We start from the raw sequence: 16,456 nt of genomic DNA on the forward strand, positions 1-16,456 counted from the left end.
AACAGAAAAGTCACGAGGGTTCGCGTTCAGCGTCAACAGGTCGTTTTTACGACAGTCGAGGCACTTTCCAGTACTCGAATGACAGGCAAAAGTGAGGTTGCGGTGACGCTAATGACGGCAGGCAACCCGAGTGGATTGCGCGAAATGGACGTTGCAGGTTCCGCTGCCGCGCCAGCGGTCATTGCGATGTGACGATGAAACCAGGGTTTCGAAAACAGTGATCAGACCAGCAGATCGACGGTCTGCAACATGCGCCGATAAGGCGAGTCCGGATGCCCCATCTCGAAGTGAATGGTTTCGATCAGACATTCCAGAAACCGCTCGGCCGCCGGCCGCAGGGGCTGTCCGCTTCGGCTGATGGCTCCCACCGAGGCGCTGCTGACCGGTTCGCGCAACGGCAAGGCGCACAAACCTTCTCGCTGAGCGCAAATCTCCACCAGTGGCCAAGGAAAGATGCTCAACATGTCGGTTTCACGCAGCAGACTCAAGATGATCGATAGCGAATGGGCGTAATGCACATGCCCTTGCGTTGTAATCGTCCCGTCTTGCTGCGACGCCAGAATCCAGTCGGCCAACGCCAGTTCCTCTAAGGCTCGACAGTTCGACAAGGGATGTTGCTGACGGGCCACCACCGCGCAGTCAGCGGTGAACAGCGGGAGATAGGTCAGGTCGGCGCTGGAACACCGGGTATCAAGCCGTCCGATGAAAAGATCGACGCTCGCATCCCGCACCCGCGGACAGGCGACGGACGAAAGGCCTTCATGCAGTTCAAGTTGCACGTTTGGAAACAGTTGGCGAAAACGCACGACTGCCTTGGGCATGAGCGTCATCGCTAACCACGGTGTGACGGCTACCGACAAACGTCCAACCAGTTCCCCGTTGCAATCAGCCAACACTTGACGGGCATTGACCATCTGCGCCACCAGCAAGCGTGACTGAATCAACAGCTTCTTGCCGAGTTCGGTAAACACAATCCCGGTGGTATTGCGGATCAGCAATTGCGTAGCGGTGTCTGCCTCCAGCTTCTGTATCGCCTTGGTGACTGCGGCCGGCGAGGTGTCGAGCCTTTTTGCAGCACCGCGAATGCTGCCTGCATCGGCCACTGCCACCAGTGCGTTGAGTTGATAGAACTTCATAGTGTCCACCGGTGTTAACCCAGGGTTGCCTTGTTCACTTTCGATTGCCTACTGGCCTTGGCTTTGGCCCTCTAAGCTCAGACCAACGCCACCTGGGCTTCTGGCATCACCAGAGGACCGTATCAGAAAAAGCCCAGGCATTTTGATGAAACGCATGATGTCGTGAGCCATAGCGTTGGATGTGGCCCTGGCGACAGATTTGTTTCTCCTCCTGGTCACAAAGGAAAGACGCTGCCAATGACTCAGTTCATGCCGCTATTAAAAGAGATCGAGCACGAAATGCGCGAACTCCGCCACCATCTCCATGCCAACCCTGAACTCGGTTATCAGGAGGTCGAGACCAGCGAACTGGTCGCCGAGCGATTGACCCGATGGGGATATGAAGTGACGCGTGGCTACGCCGAAACCGCGGTTATCGCCACGCTTAAAAAAGGTACCAGCCCTCGTGTGCTGGGCATTAGGGCTGACATGGACGCACTGCCTATTCTAGAGAAAACCGGCCTCCCCTATGCGAGCCGGATACCCGGCAAAATGCATGCGTGTGGCCATGACGGGCATACCGTGATGCTCCTCGCCGCTGCATACGCCCTTGCCCATGGTCATCCGTTCGATGGCACCGTACACCTGATTTTCCAGCCAGCCGAAGAAGGCCTGGCCGGCGCCCGAAGAATGATTCAGGAAGGTGTGCTACAAAAATTCCCCTGCGATGCGGTATTCGCTGCACACAACATGCCTGGCTATCCCGTCGGAAAACTCGGGTTCCGAGCCGGGCCCTTCATGGCCTCCGCCGACCAGGTCAATGTCACGATTCACGGAAAAGGCGGTCACGGCGCAATGCCGCATTTGAGCGTCGACCCTGTGGTGGTCTGCGCAAGCATCATCATGGCCTTGCAGACAATCGTCTCGCGCAACGTTTCACCTCAGGACATGAGCGTTATCACCGTCGGGGCGATTAACGCCGGCAAGGCGTCCAATGTGATCCCGGACAGCGCGCACATGCTGATGTCGGTCCGCTCGCTGAACAATGCGGTCCGAGACCGTCTGGAGAGCCAGATAAAACGCCTCATCCACGCCCAGGCGGAAGCGTTCGGCGCGACAGCCGAGATTCACTACAGTGCCGACTACCCGTTGCTGGTGAATGACGAAGAAATGACCCGCTTCGCCAGCCAGGTGGCCATCGACTGGCTCGGTGAGGACGAAGTAATGAGAGACATCGTGCCCTTCAATGGCAGCGAGGATTTCGCCTATTTCCTGCAGCAATGCCCAGGCTGTTACCTGATCATCGGCAATGGCGACGGTGAAAAGAGCTGCATGGCTCACGACCCACGCTACGACTTCAATGACGACATCCTGATCCGTGGCGCTGGCTATTGGGTCAAGTTGACCGAGGCTTTTTTACCGCTTAACGCTTGAGCAAAGACCTGCAAACCGTAAAAACCAATAAAAAACGAGGTCATCATGCAGCTACGCACACTTCAATACACCGTCATGCTATTCGGGCTGATCATCACCCCGCTATCGCAGGCACAACAAGTGATCAAGTTCGGCGTTGACCCCAGCTATCCTCCGTTCGAGCAAAAGCAGCCGGACGGTTCATTGAGTGGTTTTGATATCGATCTGGGCAACGCCCTGTGTGCCGAGCTAAGCGTCAAATGCATTTGGGTCGAGCAGAACTTCGATGGCATGGTCCCGGCGTTGAAAGCGAAGAAATTCGACGCGATCCTGTCGGCATTCAGCGCCACCGAGGCGCGTCGCCAGCAGGTCGATTTCAGCCATAAGATCTACACCGCGCCGTCTTCTCTCGTCGCCAGGAAAAACGCCGGATTGCTGCCGACGGCAGCGTCATTGAAAGGGAAATCCGTAGGCGTTGTACAAGGCTCACTGCAAGAAAGCTTTGCCAAGTCGGAATGGGGCAGCCAAGGCGTCGAGATCCTTTCCTACCAAACCCAGGACCAGGTGTTTTCAGACCTCATCAACGGGCGCCTGGAGGCTGCGTTCCAGGCCTCGGTGCAGGCCGATATCGGGTTATTGCAAAAGCCTCAAGGTCAAGGATTTGCCTTCGCGGGTGACCCCATCACCGACAAACGCATCATCGGCGATGGCGTCGCAATCGGTGTCAGAAAAAACGAGCCTGATCTGCGAGAGCAGCTGAATACCGCCATTGCCGGCATTCGCCAATCAGGCCAATACGACCGAATTGCAAAGCAGTATTTCAACTTTGATATTTATGGCGAGTGAGGTAATCCCCATGAACGAAATGACTCAATGCGCTGAGCCTCGTCTTGCCGTCCCCGTCAGTGACGAGATTGTGCGCGCCTTCCAGACTCAGGGCGCGGTGTGCATCCGCAATGCGTTTTCTGCGCAGCAAATCAGCGAACTGACCCAAGGCATCGAATTGAACCTTGCCCATCCCAGCCCTCGCGCAAAAGTGGCGAGCAGCGCCAGCGACCCGGGATGGTTCTTCGAGGATTTTTGTAACTGGCAAGAGAATGAGCACTATCGCAAGTTCATTTTCAACTCCGCCATCGCGCCTATTGCTGCCGCCCTGTTGAACAGTCAACGCGTGCGCCTGCACCATGACCACTTGCTGGTCAAAGAGCCCAATACGCGCCAGCGCACGCCTTGGCATCAGGACCAGCCTTACTACAACATCAGTGGCTCGGACACCGTGAGTTTCTGGATTCCCGTCGATCCAGTGCCCAGGGAATCGACTCTCGAATTTATAGCGGGTTCACACAAGGGCCCCTGGTTGATGCCTCGGTCTTTCATGGACAGCCAGGCCAAATGGTTTGCCGAGGGAACCCTGGACGAGCTACCGGACATCGAAAACCATCGCGACGACTTTCCCATCCTGGGATGGGCATTGTCGCCGGGCGACATGGTGTGTTTTAACATGTTGACCTTGCATGCTTCTGCCGGGGTCGGAGGACAAAACCGCCGTCGCGCGTTTTCAGTAAGGGTCATAGGCGATGACGTCCGGCATGCTCCCAGACCCTGGGCCACCTCACCCGATTTCCCTGGACTGCGAGAGACCCTGGCACCCGATGCTCCTCTGGAGCACGCGCTGTTCCCGACACTTTGGCATCGCGGGATTTGAATCTCCGAGCGATGCATAACGACTGAGCACCAGCGCCGACAGCTATAGACGGAAGCGCAGCACCAGGGCTTGCTGGTTGTTGGCTACTTGCTGCAGGTGCTCGCCGCTGCTGCGGGTATGTGCCGCATTGCGCCGGTTATCACGGGTCATGTCGTGCAAGCGGTGCATATGCTGATTCACCTCCTGTGTGGTTCCGGCCTGTTCGTTCGCAGCGACAGCGATCTGCACCGCGAGGGCGTGCACGCCTTGCAGGGAGTTATCCAACTGGCTGAGCGAGGTCAGCACGACCTGGGTTTCACGCTCCAGCGAATGCGCTTGTTCGGCCGAGGCCTGCATCGCCTGCAAGGCTTCGGTGGACGAACTTTGCAAGGTGCTGGTGATGGCAACAATTTCTTCGGTGGCGCTGCTGGTGCGTTGAGCAAGGTTACGCACTTCATCGGCGACCACCGCAAAGCCACGGCCTTGTTCCCCGGCGCGCGCGGCTTCGATAGCGGCGTTGAGCGCCAGCAGGTTGGTTTGTTCGGCAATGCCCCGGATCACCGCGAGCACGCTGCCGATTTGCAGGGCGTCGCTGGTCAGGGTGTCGACCACTCTGCCCGCCCGACCGATGTCATTCAGCAGGCGTCCCTGCTGGCCGATCATCTGTTGCAAGGTGCCCTGCATCTCGCCAAAGGCACCCCGTGCGGCAGTACTGCCTTGTGCGCTGTCGGCAGCGTTGCGGGCGATGTCCTGCACGGTGCAGGACATTTGTTCGACGGCGCTGACAACCATTTCCAGCGACTCTTGCTGCAGATCGAGGCGTTCACTGGTTTGCCCGGCGGCACTTAGAATCTCACTGCTGGCCTGACCAACGTCCTGGCTGGATTGGCGCAGACGCTCAATCACATCGCGCCAGGCCAGGGCCATTTCATGCAGGGCCAGCATCAAGCCCGCCTGTTGTCGGTGCTCGGTCGGCAGGTTCAGCTCGCCTGCGGCCAAGCGACGGGCCAGCACGGTCATATTGCTCGGTTCGCCGCCCAGCGGGCGCATCACACTGCGGCTGACCAGCCAGGTGGCGATGGCAACGGCGGCGACGGTCAGCAGGCCGAGCAGCAAGACCTGCCACATCAACTGACGTACCGGGGCAAACGCCTGGGTCTGATCCATTTCGGCAATCAGGGCCCAATGGTTGTCATCGAAGGCGATGGGGACAAACACTTTCAGCGCAGTGTTACCGTCCAGCCCCGGTTCGGCGAGACGCCCCTGCTGGCCTGCCAGGGCATTGCTGACGGCACTGCCCGTGAGACCGGTTTGTGCATTGAGGCTGCGGTTGACCTGGCGTTCAGGGAAACGTGCCGAGTCCGAGCGCAAGCCGGCATCACTGCCGACCAGGTAGGTTTCGCCTTTTTCCCCCAGGCCCTGGCGGGTTTGCATCACGTTATTGAGCGGGGCGATGGGTAACTCCAGAACCAGGATCATTTGTAGCTCACCGTTCGACATGACGGGGGTGGCCAGATACTGGGTCGGCTCTTTGCTCGATGGGTTGTACTGCAGGTCGCTGATCAACGGTTTGCCGCTATCGCGGCTTTGCTTCACCAGACGCGCCAGCGAGGTGTCGCGCAGGCTGTCTTCACCGAGGTTGTGCTTTTCGTCACTGTCGCTCTGCACACTGAGCATGATGGTGCCATCGGGCATGATCAGTTTCAGCTCGCGATAACCAAAGGTGCTGATGAAGTGTTGAAACATCGGGCGGTCGTAATGGGCGGTGCTGATCAGCGCGGTATCGTCGAGTCCCTGGTAACTGTTGCTCAGGTTACTGGCCAGGGTGCTGATCTGGTTGCGCCGTTCCTGCCAGTTATCCAGCAATTGCTGCTGTTTGATATGGGCAACCGCCTCGAGAGCGTTCAGCGTCTGCTCGCGCAAGGCCGTACTGGCTTGTTGATAGACCGTAAAGGCCATGCCCAGAACCGGGATCAAACCGATCAGCAGGTAGCTTAGGGCTAACTTCAAGCGTAACGGCATGTTCAACGACTCCACGGGTAGAAGGGTTACAGATCAAGGCATCTGTAAAATATTCTGCAAGAACCGTGCAAATTACCGAACACACTGTTTTGTATCAGGCCACAACGTCTACCCTGATCTTCACTGACCTCGCGTAAATGCAGGCCTTCGTGGCGCGTCAGATCCGAAGGATGACAAGCTCACCGGAGAGTTCGAGATAGCGGAGTGAGGTGTAAAGACAGCGTCGAAAACGACGACCAGGCATACAGAAGGAGGAACAGCCAAGGGAGAAAGTGCGGTTGTCGGCATCGACGGGGAATGTCTGGGTGCCGCTTCAGCCGATCATGTCGAATCAGCTGTCTGCCTTTGAGCAACGCTTTGAATAACGTCGCCCGGCAAAGACGCTCATCCCGAACTCGCGCAAAACCTGGTGGTTGAGGGAATACCTGGATGAACTTGGGAAAATGGCAGGGGCGGCTGGATTTGAACCAACGCATGGCAGGATCAAAACCTGCTGCCTTACCGCTTGGCGACGCCCCTGTAGCTGTTGCTGAAAGCCCCGTGAGGGCCTCTGCAAGAACGCGCGGAAATTTATCAACTTTTGTTTCGTCTGGGAAGCCCCAAAAGCACATAAATTGGTTTTAAAACAGCCACTTGCTTTTGATCGAATTAAACAACCCTCCCCTGCCCGAGCCTGAGGCAATCGTTGCAAGGGAGGGACGCCGAGTGAATTACTTCGGTTGCGCCACGGTGCGCAAATAGGGTTTCAACGTCTTGAAGCCCTGCGGGTATTTCTTCTTGGCTTCTTCGTCGGACACCGACGTGGGAATGATCACGTCCTCACCCGGACGCCAGTTCACCGGGGTGGCGACCGTGTGCTTGGCGTTTAATTGCAGCGAGTCGAGCAGGCGCAACACTTCATCGAAATTGCGTCCGGCACTCATTGGGTAGATCAGCATCGCCTTGACTTTCTTGTCCGGGCCGACGATGAACACGGAGCGCACCGTCGCGTTGTCCGCGGCAGTGCGTGAGCCGCCGCTGGCATTCGGGTGAATCATGTCGTAGAGCTTCGCCACGACCAGGTTTTCGTCGCCGATCATCGGATAATTGACCGCATGCCCCTGGGTCTCTTCAATGTCACCGAGCCAGGCCCGGTGGTCACTGACCGGGTCGACGCTGAGCCCGACTATCTTGGTGTTGCGCTTGTCGAACTCAGGCTTGAGTCCGGCCATATAACCGAGTTCAGTAGTACAGACAGGCGTGAAGTCCTTCGGATGCGAGAACAGGATCGCCCACTTGTCGCCAATCCACTGGTGGAAGTGGATCGGGCCTTCAGTACTTTCGGCAGTGAAGTCCGGTGCTTCATCGCCAATGCGAATTGCCATGTTCAATCTCCTTACAGTGACTGATGGGGAAGCTGTCAGCCCCTGACAGCGGGCCCGACGGCGTTGGGTGCCAGCGTTGATCCTGGCAACGCGAATCAGTATAGGAGACGTATCAAGACAGCCGTGACAATCGCTTGGCCCGGCCTTGCGGTGGCGTCGTTTTCATTTGACCAGTCGCGTTTCCTTGGAGGGTCTGTATCCAAAGTACGAGCTATAGCATTTGCTGAAATGGCTCGGTGAAACAAAACCGCAGGCCACCAGCACATCGACCTGGGACAGCTCGGTGTGTTGCAGCAGTCGCCGCGCCTCGGTGATCCGCAGTTCCATGTAATACCGTTGCGGCGTCGTGCCCAGTTGCTCCTTGAACAAGCGTTCGAGCTGTCGACGGGAACGACCGGCATAAACCGCCAGTTGTTCCAGCTCCAGCGGCTCTTCGAGGTTGGCATCCATCAGCTTGACCACCTCACGCAATGGCGCGCTCACACAGACATTTTCAGCTGGTTTGATGCGCCGATAACGAGACTCCTCGAAAGCCAGAATGTCCTCGATACCCTCGACCAGCGCTTTATCGTGTAGCCCCTTGATCCAGTCCAGCGCCATATGGAATGCCCCCGCGGGACTGGAAGCGGTGAGCCGGTCTCGATCAATGACAAAAGCTTCGCTGGTGACATGCGTCGCCTTGGAAATTTCCGCGAGTGCGGGGCGATGTTCCGGGTGAATGGCGCATCGATATCCATCCAGCAAGCCAGCGCTGCCGAGGAACCAGGCGCCATTCCACAACCCCGCCAGACTCACGCCACGCTCTGCCGCTGCTCGCAACAGGCTGATCAGCTCATCCGTCGCCTTCAGTTCTGTCCGGTAGCCGCCACAAATGACCAACAGGTCCAGGTCTTGAATGGCTGAAGAATCGAAACGCGCATCCGGACGAATGACCAGGCCGAGATCACTGATGACCTCCCCGTCATTCAAGCCGAACGTTCGGGAAGCGAACAACCCGGGGCGTAGCAGATTCGCGGTAACAATCGTATCCAGCGCCTGGGTGAACGCGGGCAGCGAGAAATGCTCGAGCAGCAGAAATCCTGCCCGGGTCATTTGAGCAGACTCACTGGGATTCTCATTCAGATAGCGAAGGTTTTTCCCCTTCATGCCTCCGCTAAATTGGCGTCGTTCGATCAATGTTCGACCTACTCGGTTGCGTTAACCCACCGGTCATTTGGTGCGTCGGTAAAGCGCAATGCTAACCGTATAAGTTTCAACACCACCAGCACCATTATGCAACTGCTCAGGCAAGCTGAAAGCCGTGCAAAACGGGTGACATGATTCACTTTCAGCGCCACGACCGCCCGTAACCCCGGACGGGCGTCAGCTCATGCTTCGCTATGCTTAACCACACACCGCTGGAGCGGGCGAATACGAGCTTCGTTGCGTGAGCGCGAGGAGCAAAGGCAGGGAGATGAGGCAGCTATCTGAAAAGAGAATCGAATAATGAAAATGCTAATGATGGTCGAGTGCCCGAATGAACCCTTCAACGCACTCGTCAGGGCCGGGAAGGTCGGCGAAGTCATCGGGCGAATCCTGGAAAGCATCAAACCGGAGGCTGCCTACTTTACCGAGCAGGATGGACTGCGCGGCGGGATTTTCCTGATCGACGTACAAGACTCCTCGCAGATCCCCAGCTTTGCAGAACCGTTCTTTCTCAACTTCGATGCCACCTGCAAGTTCCGTCTGGTCATGAGCCCACAAGACCTGCAAAGGGCTGGTCTGGAGGCGCTCGGAAACACATGGGGCTGAGGGCGATCAGTGCGGGGTGGTTTTGTCCGCCCCACACCGTCATCGGGTCGCGACGAACCCGCTGGGCAATAGCGGTTGCCGATAGCTATGATTGGAGACCATGACAGCCTCTCTCCAGATTCGACAACCCTGCCCGCCCGGCGCCTGCGATTGCAGGCGCGAACAGTTGCTGGACATACCCAGCGCGGACTTGCGCATCCTGCACCTGACCCGCCAGGAGGAAAAGCGCCTGCTCGACCGGCTGGAGAATCTGCAGAGCCTGGCCGACCTCGAGCACATGCAGCGGCGGATGTACGAGCAGTTAGGCATTCGCGTGCACATCACCCCAAGCGTGCACGAAGTGCGAAGCATGCGCGGCATCGGCATTCAGCTTCTGGACCTGCCAGGGCTGTGCCGCAAAACCCGTCAGTCGATTCCAGCCGCCATTCGTCGCGGTCTGGAAAAACACCCCGAGATTGCCTACGAGCTGCTTAACGCTCACGACCTTTTGCGCGATGCCTGAGGCGCCGCCCGGCGTGCACCTCTTGCAAAGACGCAGCGGGCGACAAGCGGTTACTGAGAACGTCTCAATGGCGCAGCAATTTGCGCAGCGGCACGCCATCCTTGAGCACGGGCGACTTGATGACGATGTAACTGAAGTACTTGGAGATGCCGATGTTCTTGTCCAGCAGGCTCTCGATCACTTCCTGATAGTGCTGGATGCTGCGGGTCATGAAGCGCACCAGATAATCGTAGCCACCGCTGATCAGATGGCATTCGAGCACTTCATCCACCAGGCGGATATTGGACTCGAACTTGGCGAAGTCTTCGCGCTTGTGATCGCTCAGGGTGATCTCGGTGAACACCGTGACCGAGTCAGTGATCTTGGCCAGGTTCAAATGCGCCTTGTAACTCGAGATGTACCCGGCCGACTCCAGTCGCTTGACCCGTTGCAGGCACGGGCTGGCTGACAGCCCCACGGCATCGGCCAGGCTGACGTTGGTCATGCGCCCGTCTTTTTGCAACTCAACCAAGATGCTGATGTCGATCCGGTCCAGTTTCACTAAACCTTCCATTGCGTACCTCTTGATTGCCGTTTGTAGGACAATCTTCTAGCAAAATCAGCGCCGTAAAGACAGCTGATGCTGAGCCACCAGGTCAGCCATGCTGTTGATGCAGTAATCCGCCGCACACGACGTTGCAGGTTTTGCCCGCCCGCGACAAATCAGGCACACATCGCTGGCCGTCTGCCGACCGGCAGACGGTCGGGTCACTTGCAGGATCTCCCGGGCCTCAAGCCCATTGGCCTGTAACCAGTCCCGATCCAGCAAGGGATCGCTGGCCAGTGAAATGAAGTCGTCGGGCATGACCCCCAAACGCTCACAGAGCAGCCCTCGATCTTCGGCATCCCGATCGCCCTGCACCAGCAAGCGATAGAACTTGCGCAGGTACAACATCGCGCCGGGCGCGTCCTCGAACAGCGACCAACTGGCCACCGAACGGGCAAAACTCATGCCCTCCTCCCAACTGGCTCGCAGCCCCCAGCGCTCGGCCAACTGCCGATGGGCGAAACACAGCAAGCCACTGAAGCCCAGCTCACCGAAACGCGAGTAGAGCGCACGCACCACCTCGCCGTACTCGGCCAATACCTGTTCCTTGTCCGGACGACCGCCAAGGCTGTCGAGCAGCGGTTGCAGCGCCGTCCAGACTCCCGAATCGCGATCGACCAGGACTTCATCGCAATCGATGAGCAACGCTCGATAATCAGTCAGCCCCATGGTACGCCAAGCCTCCAATAATGCACTCCGTCACTCCATGCGCCATAAATGCTCACGGGCGACACCTTGCAGTATCGCCCGGAGCACGCGGGAACTCAGTTCAAGACGCGTGCCAATGCTGCTTCAAGAATCTGCAGCGCTTCGTCGATCTGATCTTCTGTTGTCACCAGCGGCGCAAGGAAGCGCAGCACGTTGCGGTAAACGCCGCATTTGATCACCAGCAGCCCCCCCGCTCGGGCTTCGTCGATCAGCCGCTGATTCAGGTCCGCATCCGGGGTACGCGCGTCGTCATCCTTGATCAGTTCGATCGCCAGCATGAACCCGCTGCCGCGCACGTCGCCGATTTGCCGGTGACGGGCCTGCAAGCGCAGCAACCCCTGACGCAAACGCTCGCCCAGGGCATCGCCACGCGCCAGCAGCTGTTCTTGCTCGTAGGCTTCAATTACCGCCAGCGCTGCGGCGCATGACAGCGCGTTACCGCCGTAAGTACCACCCAGGCCACCAGGCAATGGCGCGTCCATGATCCCGGCCTTGCCAACCACACCGGACAACGGTAGACCACCGGCAAGACTTTTGGCGACAGTCACCAGGTCCGGCTGGATGCCGGCGTGCTGGAAACCGAACCACTTGCCGGTACGGCCAAAACCGGTCTGGATTTCATCGAGAATCAGCACAATCCCGTGTTTTTCAGTGAGGGCGCGCAACGCCTGGAGGAACTCCACCGGTGCCGAGAGGAAACCACCGTCGCCCTGGACCGGTTCAATGATGATTGCCGCAACCCGCTCAGGGGCAACCTGGGTGGCCAGCAACTCGTCCAGTGCCTTGAGCGCCATCTCGCTGCTGACGCCGCGATAGGCGTTCGGATACGGCGTATGGAACACCTCCGGCGCGAACGGCCCGAAGTTCTGCTTGTACGGCTGGCTCATGCCGGTCAGCGTGGTGCCGAGCAAGGTGCGACCGTGAAACCCGCCACGAAACGCAATCACCGCTGAGCGATTGGTGTGAGCGCGGGCGATCTTCACCGCGTTTTCCACGGCCTCGGCGCCAGAGGTAAAGAACGCCGCTTTATAGGCTTCGTTGCCGCCGATCATTTCGCACAGGCGCTGGGCCAGATCGAGATAAGGCTTATAGGCCACCACCTGAAAACATGCGTGGGAGACCTTTTGCAACTGGGCCTGCACCGCGGCGACCACCTTGGGGTGGTTATGACCGATGTTCAGCACGCCAATGCCGCCGACAAAATCCAGGTAGCGCTTGCCGTCCACGTCCCACAACTCGGCACCTTGGGCGCGATCGATCACCAACGGGTGAGCGGTAACCAGGCCACGTGGCACGAATTGATCGCGCTGACGGAGCAAATGAGGGGTTTCGTCGACTTTGCTGTTCATGGCATTTCCCATCGTGAGTCCGGCAACCGGGAGGTGGTTGCGATGGTGTTCAGGTTAAGGCTTGTGCGAAACGAACTACGCCGAACTTGCGCCCTGAGAAATTCGGATCGACTGTTTTCACCCCGCCAAACGGCAGATTCCTTCAGCCCGCCGAATCTGCCGGGGCATGCCTGATAGAAACAGGCGCAACGCGTTTAACCCGGCCCTTTCGACAGATCCTGCGCTGGCGTTGCGCGATGATGGACAGCCTCTTCACCCTTCAGGAAATGCCCATGGCCCTGCTTTATAAAGCTGACCCGGTACGCGGCGAACAGTGGAAAGCGCTGTTCGCCGAGCATGCCCCGGATATCGAATGGCGCGCCTGGCCGGACATCGGCGATCCCAAAGACATTCAGTACCTGGCCGCCTGGCAGGCACCGGATGATCTCGAGGTTCTGCTGCCCAATCTGCGCGTATTGTTTGCGTTGTCCGCCGGGGTCGATCAACTGGACTTGAGCCGCTTGCCGACAAACTTGCCGGTGGTGCGCCTGCTGGACCCTGGCATCACTCGCGGCATGTGCGAATACGCCAGTTTCGCGGTGCTCAGCCTGCACCGGGACATGCTGCGCTATCGCCAGCAACAAATGGCCCGGTGCTGGCAGGCTCACTTGCTGCAACCGGCAGCCAAGCGCCGGGTTGGCGTCATGGGCCTCGGGACCCAGGCCCGGCAGATTCTGGCGACCTTGCAGCCCCTGGGTTTTACGTTGTCCGGCTGGGCGCGCAGTGCCCATCAAGTCCCGGGCGTCGATTGCCATGCCGGCAACGAGCAACTGCCAGCGTTCCTGAGCCAGTGCGACATTCTGTTGTGCGTACTGCCGCTGACCGAACAGACCCACGGCATCCTCGACCGCACACTGTTCCAGCAACTGCCCCGTGGCGCAGCGCTGATCAACATGGGCCGTGGCGGGCATCTGGTGGAAAGTGATTTGCTCGAGGCGCTGGACAGCGGGCAACTGAGCGGTGCGGTACTCGATGTGCTACAGGAAGAACCGGCGCCGGTGGATCATCCGTTTTGGGACCATCCGCAGATTCTGCTGACCCCGCACATTGCGGCGATGACACAACCGGAAAGTGCGTTTGGGGTGTTGTTGGAGAATATTCGGCGGTATGAGCGGGGGGAGAAAATGGTGGGTGAAGTTGATCGCATCCAAGGTTACTGACTAAAACACCATTGAGGCATTCCCACGCTCTGCGTGGGAACGATCAACATCAACAAACTCAAAGTCGGTCAGCAATCGCCTTTCCAACATCCTGAGTCGAGCCCTTCCCGCCCAGATCCGGCGTGATCGGCCCCTCGGCAATCACCCGCTCGATTGCCTGCAAAATCCCGTCATGCGCCGCGCGATAACGCTCATCACCGTTACCGAGGAAATCGAGCATTAATGCCCCGGACCAGATCATCGCAATCGGGTTGGCGATGTTTTGCCCGTAGATATCCGGCGCCGAGCCATGCACCGGTTCGAACAGCGATGGAAAACGCCGCTCCGGGTCGAGATTTGCCGATGGCGCAATGCCGATAGTGCCAGCACACGCCGGCCCGAGGTCGGAGAGAATGTCGCCGAACAGGTTCGACGCCACCACCACATCAAAGCGGTCCGGTTGCAGCACGAAACGCGCGCACAGAATGTCGATGTGCTGTTTGTCCCAGGTGATCTCCGGGTACTGCGCGGCCATCAATGCGGTGCGCTCATCCCAGTACGGCATGCTGATGGAAATCCCGTTGGACTTGGTCGCCGCCGTCAGGCGTTTGCGCGGTCGGGTCTGGGCCAGCTCGAAGGCGAACTTGAGAATCCGGTCGACGCCGCGTCGGGTGAACACCGACTCTTGCAGCACGAACTCATGCTCGGTGCCTTCGAACATCTTGCCGCCGACCGAGGAATATTCACCTTCGGTGTTCTCACGAATCACCACGAAATCGATATCCCCCGGCTTGCGGCCGGCCAATGGGCACGGCACGCCGGGGAATAACCGCACCGGGCGGATATTCACGTACTGGTCGAAATCCCGACGGAATTTCAGCAGCGAACCCCACAGGGAAATGTGGTCCGGCACCTTGTCCGGCCAGCCCACGGCGCCGAAGTAAATCGCATCAAAACCCTTGAGCTGTTCGAACCAGTCGTCGGGCATCATCTGCCCGTGCTCCAGGTAGTAATCGCAGTGCGCCCAGTCGAGCACCTCGATGCTCAACTCCAGCTGCCATTTCTTCGCCGCCTGCTCCAGTACCCGCAGCCCTTCGGGCAGGACTTCCTTGCCGATGCCATCGCCGGCAATCGCGGCGATTCTGAATGTCTTGCTCATCAATCGTGGCTCCCCGTGTCTGTGAGTTACAGCCCGCCAATGTGGAAGGCTTTGACTTCAAGGTATTCATCCAGGCCGTACTTGCTGCCTTCACGGCCCAGGCCCGACTGCTTGATGCCGCCGAACGGCGCGACTTCCATGGAAATGATCCCGGTGTTGAGGCCGACCATGCCGAACTCCAGCGCTTCGCCGAAACGCCACGAGCGGCGCAGGTCCTGAGTGAAATAGTAGGCGCCCAGTCCATAAGGCGTGGCATTGGCCAGCGCGAGTGCTTCGGCCTCCTCGGTAAAGCGCATTAACGGCGCCACCGGGCCGAAGGTTTCTTCGTTGGCCAGCAGCATGCCGGCGTGGGTATCGCCGAGTACCGTTGGCTGGACAAATTGACTATCGCCCTCGGGAACACCACCGCAGAGCAACCGCGCGCCCTGGCTCAGGGCATCGTCGATATGCCGGGCGACTTTGCTCACTGCCGCCGGATTGATCAGCGGGCCGATGGTGACATCGGCGTCGAGGCCATTGCCGACTTTGAGCTTGCCCACCTCCTCCACCAGCCGCTGGGCGAAGCGCTCGTAGATGCCGTCCTGCACCAGGATGCGGTTGGCACAGACGCAGGTCTGCCCGGCGTTGCGAAACTTGCTGAGCATGATGCCCGCCACCGCCTGCTCCAGGTCAGCATCGTCGAACACAATAAATGGCGCATTGCCGCCCAGCTCCAGGCTCAAGCGCTTGATGTGTTCGGCGCTCTGGCGCATCAGCAAGCGGCCGACCGCTGTCGAGCCGGTGAAGGAAATCTTCCGTACGCTCGGGTTGCCGGTCAGCTCTTCACCGATGCCGGCGGGCATTCCGGTCAGCACGTTGAACACCCCGGCCGGAATCCCGACGCGTTCGGCCAGCACTGCCAGCGCCAGCGCCGACAATGGCGTCAGGTCCGAGGGTTTGACGATGATCGGGCAACCCGCCGCCAAGGCCGGCGCGCACTTGCGGGTGATCATCGCGTTGGGGAAGTTCCACGGGGTGATGGCGGCGCAGACCCCCACCGGTTGCTTGAGGGTCAGCAGTCGGCGGTCGCCGCTGGGGGCCGGTATGGTTTCGCCGTAAACCCGGCGGGCCTCTTCGGCAAACCATTTGACGAAACCGGCGCCGTAGCGAATTTCGCCTTTGGCTTCGTTGAGCGGTTTGCCCTGCTCGCAAGTCATGATCAACGCGAGGTCATCGAGGTTGTCGATCATCGCCTGATACCAGCGCTCCAGCAGCGCCGCACGCTCGGCCGCCGGGCGCGCACGCCAGGCTGGCCAGGCTTTTTCGGCGGCGTCGATGGCGCGGCGGGTTTCCGTGCCTTGCATCGCCGGTACGCGGGCAAGCAACTGGCCGTTGGCCGGGTCGATGACGTCCAGCGTCGCGGCGTTGTCGGCGCCGATCCACTGCCCGTCAACATAGGCGAGTTCTGCCAAAAGGCTTGGGTCTTTCAAACGATTCTTGAGCATGGTCGAGGTCCTGATCCGAGACACTTGCCAGTCTAGGGAGGTGCCTCGGAAGAGGATGCTGAAAGCGCCTTGAGGGCAGCGTCGGATGCTGAAAATCGCGG

The 16,456-nt window shown here is 59.1% G+C and carries 15 protein-coding genes and 1 tRNA gene; 6 read left to right on the plus strand and 10 right to left on the minus strand.

Annotated features, from left to right (window positions below):
- Nucleotides 1–221 precede the first annotated feature (221 nt).
- Nucleotides 222–1,136 (minus strand): LysR family transcriptional regulator, encoded by a 915-nt coding sequence (locus tag AABM55_RS17540; protein ID WP_347927120.1) that lies wholly within the window; start codon nt 1,134–1,136, stop codon nt 222–224.
- 237 nt (nt 1,137–1,373) lie between these two features.
- Here AABM55_RS17540 and AABM55_RS17545 point away from each other — a divergent pair, with 237 nt between their 5' ends.
- The 3 genes from AABM55_RS17545 to AABM55_RS17555 are packed head-to-tail and all read left to right on the plus strand — an operon-like array spanning nt 1,374 to nt 4,233.
- On the plus strand, nt 1,374–2,549 hold the full coding sequence (locus tag AABM55_RS17545; RefSeq protein ID WP_347927121.1) for a M20 aminoacylase family protein: 1,176 nt from the start codon (nt 1,374–1,376) through the stop codon (nt 2,547–2,549).
- Between the two features lie 45 nt (nt 2,550–2,594).
- Nucleotides 2,595–3,374 carry an ABC transporter substrate-binding protein gene (locus AABM55_RS17550; protein WP_054597926.1) on the plus strand — a complete coding sequence of 260 codons (780 nt, stop codon included), beginning with the start codon at nt 2,595–2,597 and terminating at the stop codon, nt 3,372–3,374.
- Between the two features lie 10 nt (nt 3,375–3,384).
- Nucleotides 3,385–4,233 carry a phytanoyl-CoA dioxygenase family protein gene (locus AABM55_RS17555; protein WP_218275933.1) on the plus strand — a complete coding sequence of 283 codons (849 nt, stop codon included), beginning with the start codon at nt 3,385–3,387 and terminating at the stop codon, nt 4,231–4,233.
- A 42-nt stretch (nt 4,234–4,275) separates the two neighbouring features.
- Here AABM55_RS17555 and AABM55_RS17560 read toward each other — a convergent pair whose 3' ends face one another.
- The 4 genes from AABM55_RS17560 to AABM55_RS17575 all read right to left on the minus strand — a co-directional run bounded on the left by AABM55_RS17560 (nt 4,276) and on the right by AABM55_RS17575 (nt 8,774).
- Nucleotides 4,276–6,234, minus strand: a complete 1,959-nt coding sequence (locus AABM55_RS17560; protein WP_347927122.1) for a methyl-accepting chemotaxis protein — start codon at nt 6,232–6,234, stop codon at nt 4,276–4,278.
- 444 nt (nt 6,235–6,678) lie between these two features.
- Nucleotides 6,679–6,753, minus strand: a tRNA-Gln gene (locus AABM55_RS17565).
- Nucleotides 6,754–6,944: 191 nt separating this feature from the next.
- Nucleotides 6,945–7,598 carry a peroxiredoxin gene (locus AABM55_RS17570; RefSeq protein ID WP_347927123.1) on the minus strand — a complete coding sequence of 218 codons (654 nt, stop codon included), beginning with the start codon at nt 7,596–7,598 and terminating at the stop codon, nt 6,945–6,947.
- A 162-nt stretch (nt 7,599–7,760) separates the two neighbouring features.
- Entirely contained in the window at nt 7,761–8,774 is a 1,014-nt protein-coding gene (locus tag AABM55_RS17575) for a GlxA family transcriptional regulator (protein ID WP_347927124.1), read from the minus strand.
- Between the two features lie 309 nt (nt 8,775–9,083).
- Between AABM55_RS17575 and AABM55_RS17580 the strand changes: the two genes are divergently transcribed.
- Both AABM55_RS17580 and AABM55_RS17585 read left to right on the plus strand, forming a co-directional pair.
- A complete protein-coding gene (locus tag AABM55_RS17580; protein WP_054597930.1) occupies nt 9,084–9,389 on the plus strand; it encodes a hypothetical protein in 306 nt (101 codons plus the stop codon).
- A 100-nt stretch (nt 9,390–9,489) separates the two neighbouring features.
- Nucleotides 9,490–9,891: a hypothetical protein gene (locus tag AABM55_RS17585; RefSeq protein WP_054597931.1), complete on the plus strand. Its 402-nt coding sequence runs from the start codon at nt 9,490–9,492 to the stop codon at nt 9,889–9,891.
- A gap of 64 nt (nt 9,892–9,955) precedes the next feature.
- On the opposite strand, the gene AABM55_RS17590 is transcribed toward AABM55_RS17585, so the two are convergent.
- The 3 genes from AABM55_RS17590 to gabT all read right to left on the minus strand — a co-directional run bounded on the left by AABM55_RS17590 (nt 9,956) and on the right by gabT (nt 12,534).
- Nucleotides 9,956–10,444: an Lrp/AsnC family transcriptional regulator gene (locus AABM55_RS17590; protein ID WP_008055821.1), complete on the minus strand. Its 489-nt coding sequence runs from the start codon at nt 10,442–10,444 to the stop codon at nt 9,956–9,958.
- A gap of 45 nt (nt 10,445–10,489) precedes the next feature.
- On the minus strand, nt 10,490–11,146 hold the full coding sequence (locus AABM55_RS17595) for a 2-haloalkanoic acid dehalogenase (protein ID WP_347927125.1): 657 nt from the start codon (nt 11,144–11,146) through the stop codon (nt 10,490–10,492).
- 95 nt (nt 11,147–11,241) lie between these two features.
- Nucleotides 11,242–12,534, minus strand: a complete 1,293-nt coding sequence (gene gabT / locus AABM55_RS17600; RefSeq protein WP_347927126.1) for a 4-aminobutyrate--2-oxoglutarate transaminase — start codon at nt 12,532–12,534, stop codon at nt 11,242–11,244.
- Nucleotides 12,535–12,806: 272 nt separating this feature from the next.
- On the opposite strand from gabT, the gene AABM55_RS17605 reads away from it, so the two are divergent.
- Nucleotides 12,807–13,733 (plus strand): glyoxylate/hydroxypyruvate reductase A, encoded by a 927-nt coding sequence (locus AABM55_RS17605; RefSeq protein ID WP_347927127.1) that lies wholly within the window; start codon nt 12,807–12,809, stop codon nt 13,731–13,733.
- 58 nt (nt 13,734–13,791) lie between these two features.
- Here AABM55_RS17605 and AABM55_RS17610 read toward each other — a convergent pair whose 3' ends face one another.
- Nucleotides 13,792–14,871 (minus strand): tartrate dehydrogenase, encoded by a 1,080-nt coding sequence (locus AABM55_RS17610; RefSeq protein ID WP_019689743.1) that lies wholly within the window; start codon nt 14,869–14,871, stop codon nt 13,792–13,794.
- A 26-nt stretch (nt 14,872–14,897) separates the two neighbouring features.
- Nucleotides 14,898–16,355: an NAD-dependent succinate-semialdehyde dehydrogenase gene (locus tag AABM55_RS17615; RefSeq protein ID WP_347927128.1), complete on the minus strand. Its 1,458-nt coding sequence runs from the start codon at nt 16,353–16,355 to the stop codon at nt 14,898–14,900.
- Nucleotides 16,356–16,456: the final 101 nt, after the last annotated feature.

It is taken from the genome of Pseudomonas helvetica (assembly GCF_039908645.1).
GTDB classification, from domain to species: Bacteria; Pseudomonadota; Gammaproteobacteria; order Pseudomonadales; family Pseudomonadaceae; genus Aquipseudomonas; species Aquipseudomonas helvetica.